The following is a 3,378-nucleotide window of genomic DNA, read 5'->3' as shown; positions in this document are numbered from 1 at the left end:
TGGACGGGGCGTACCGTCAGCGCCCCTCCTCCATTGCATCGCCGACGCCGACGAGCACACGCCATACCCAGTCCGCAGCGGTCTCGACTCGCGGTCGGGGGTCGCGCGCGAGCCACGCCTCGATGACGCCGAGTGCTGAGCCGGCGATGCCGGCACTGACGACGTCGAGGGGGATCCCTTCGAATGCGTGCGTGCCCATTCGCCCGAGGCCCTCGCGGGCAACGGCCTCGATGCGATCACGCAACCTGAACGCCACCGCGGCCGAGCCGTGGCGTCCGAGCACGCGCTGATAGACCGCCACATGCTCGTCGATGTGTCGCAGGTAGGCGAGGAGCGCGCGTTGCGGGCCGTCCGGTGCGGTGATCGTTTCAGGCAGGAAGGTCCCTGCCTGCTCGACCGCCGTGTCGATGGCATCGGCGAGAAGGGTGTCCTTGTCGGCGTAATGCTGATAGAAGCTGCTCCGATTCACTCCTGCCCGCTGCACGATGTCGGCGACGGTGAGTTCCTCGAGCGGCCGCTCGCGAGCCAAGGCGAACAGCGACTCCTGCAGGGACCGTCGGGTGCGGACGACGCGGGCATCCATGCGTCGATTGTGCCAGCGGGATGGGGAGACGCCACGCAGAACCCAGCCGCTCCGATTTTCGACAAATGTCGGCTATCCTCGGTGGTGGCTCGTAGGTGCGCCCTCGTCTCGTCTCCTCATGAAAGGCCTCTCGCGTGGCAGAACTCCTCTACCGTGTCGGACGATTCGCCGCGCGCCGACCGTGGGCCGTGGTCGCCGGTTGGATCGCCGCACTCGCCCTGGCTGTCGGAGCCTTCGTCTCCTTCGGCGGCACGCTGACGTCGAGCATGAGCATCCCGGGCACCGAGACCGAGCGCGTCACCGAGCGGCTCACCGAAGAACTGGGGGAACTCGGGGGCGGAACCGGCACCATCGTGTTCCGGACGGAGGACGGATCCGACTTCACCGAGGCCCAGCAGGGGGATATCTCCGCGATGTTGGCCGAGATCGACGGAATCGACGGCGTGGCCGATGTGGTCGACCCCTTCGTCGCGACGTCCGATCGCGCCGAACAGGAGCAGCAGCTCGAAGCCGGCGCGGCCCAGCTCGACGAAGCGCAGCGCCAGCTCGACGAGGGCTCCACTCAGATCGAGGCTGCGCGAACCCAGCTCGAGGCCGCTCAGGCGCAACTCGACGCGGCCATCGCTGAAGCGAAGTCCGCGGGGACGTACGCGCTCGCAGCGGCGCAGTTCGCCGCGCAGCAGGCCGAGCTCGATGCCGGTGCCGCTCAGCTCGAGGATCGCCGCGGCGAGCTGGACGCCGGTGCCGGCGAACTCGCCGAGCAGCGCGCTCAGCTCGATGACGCGCGGGTGCTCATGGATGCCGCCTCGGAGATCCGAACCGTGTCCGAGGACGGTGCCACTGCGATCGGCGTGGTGATGTTCGAGGACGACGTGTTCTCCGTCCCGTCCGAGGTCGTGGAAGCGGTCTCGGACGAACTCGACCAGGCCGAAATCGACGGGGTGCAGGTCGACTACTACTCGGCGACGATCGCCACCGCGGTCGAGGGACTCATCGGCATCGGCGAGATCGTCGGCGTCGCGCTCGCGCTGCTCACGCTCGTCATCATGTTCCGCGCGCTGCTGCCGGCGCTGCTGCCGATCGTCTCATCACTCGTCGGCGTCGGCGTCGGCGTCGCCGGGTCGCTGGCCTTCTCGGGCGTCGTGGACATGTCGTCGGCCACCCCCGTGCTCGGCATGATGCTCGGACTGGCCGTGGGCATCGACTACGCGCTGTTCATCATCAACCGCCATCGACGGCAAGTGCTCGCCGGTGTCGACGTGCACGAATCCATCGCCCTCGCGAACGGCACGTCGGGCAACGCCGTGGTCTTCGCAGGCTCGACGGTGCTCGTCGCACTGCTCGCCCTGAACGTGACCGGCATCCCCTTCGTCGGCGTCATGGGAACGGTCGCGGCCGGATGCGTGCTGGTCGCGGTACTCCTGTCGGTGACCCTGACGCCTGCGATGCTCGGGATCATCGGCCTCCGGATCGTCAATCGGCGGGCTCGCGGCCAGATCGGCCACGAATCGCACGCTCGCCCCGAGCTGAAGCCCATGAAGACCTCGCGTGCGTTCGCGCGCGCCTCACTCGCCGTCGGCGCGCTGCTCATCATCGCGATCCCGGCGCTCTCCATGCGGCTCGGCATGCCCGACGGGTCATCCGAGCCCGTCGACTCCAGCCAGTACCGGGCCTACACGTCCGCGGCCGAGGCATTCGGAGCCGGCCAGAACGGACCGCTGCTCGTCACCGCCGCGCTGCCGGCCCCGATCGATGAGGACGACGTCGTCGCGGTACAGGCCGACCTAGCCGGTCAGCTGCTCGAGCAGGGCGGCGTGGTCGCGGTCGCGCCGGTCGGAGTGTCCGAGGACCGCGACTTCCTCGCCTTCCAGGTCGTGCCGATCGGCGGACCGTCCACCGAATCGACCGAGCAGCTCGTGCACGACCTGCGCGAGCTCTCGCCGATCGGAGACATCGAGCTCGGGGTGGCAGGCCAGGCCAGCGGCAACATCGACATCTCCGAGAAACTCGCCGGCGTGCTGCCGGTGTACCTCGCGCTGGTCGTGGGGCTGTCGCTGCTCATCCTCGTGCTGGTGTTCCGCTCGATCCTCGTGCCGCTGATCGCGACAGCCGGGTTCGTGCTGTCGCTGTTCGCCGCACTCGGAGCCGTGGTGGCGATCTACCAGTGGGGATGGCTCGGGCCGGTGTTCGGCGTCCACACCCCCGGACCGGTGCTGAACTTCGCACCGATCATCCTCATCGGCGTGCTGTTCGGTCTCGCGATGGATTACCAGCTCTTCCTGGTGACCGGAATGCGAGAGGCGTTCGTGCACGGGGTGCCGGCCCGGACGGCGGTTGTCGCCGGGCTACGGAACGGGCGAGCGGTGGTCACCGCGGCGGCCATCATCATGGTGTCGGTGTTCGGCGGGTTCATCTTCTCGCACCTGGCGCTCGTGCGACCGCTCGGCTTCGGCCTCGCGATCGGCGTGCTGTTCGATGCGTTCGTGGTGCGGCTGTTGCTGATCCCCGCGCTCATGCACCTGCTCGGCGAGAAGGCGTGGTGGCTGCCGCGCTGGCTCGATCGGATCCTCCCGAACGTCGACGTCGAGGGCGCCGCGCTCGAGCGAAGCCATCCGATCCACGGGGCGGCGACGGAAGCCGGGGATGCGTCGTCGGACGACGTCCGGCACGCCGACGAACCCGTCCGCTGAGAGGGCGGCTCCGCCAGGCGGCGCCCGGCGCGCCGCCGAGTGAACCATGACAGGGCGACCGCCTCGTATCCCTTCGGTTGTGCGACGTCTCATCGGACTCAGGGC

General features: G+C 69.0%; 2 protein-coding genes. One reads left to right on the top strand and one right to left on the bottom strand.

What is annotated here, in order from left to right:
* Positions 1–16: 16 nt before the first annotated feature.
* Positions 17–583 (bottom strand): TetR/AcrR family transcriptional regulator, encoded by a 567-nt coding sequence (locus L0965_RS16455; protein ID WP_061681787.1) that lies wholly within the window; start codon positions 581–583, stop codon positions 17–19.
* Positions 584–717: 134 nt separating this feature from the next.
* Between L0965_RS16455 and L0965_RS16450 the strand changes: the two genes are divergently transcribed.
* Positions 718–3,273: an MMPL family transporter gene (locus L0965_RS16450; RefSeq protein ID WP_234058103.1), complete on the top strand. Its 2,556-nt coding sequence runs from the start codon at positions 718–720 to the stop codon at positions 3,271–3,273.
* Positions 3,274–3,378 lie beyond the last annotated feature (105 nt).

Origin of the sequence: Microbacterium sp. NFH-22A-Y, assembly GCF_021401375.1 — a bacterium.
Lineage (GTDB): Bacteria > Actinomycetota > Actinomycetes > Actinomycetales > Microbacteriaceae > Microbacterium > Microbacterium hominis.
This window is presented reverse-complemented; position numbering and strand designations above follow the sequence as displayed.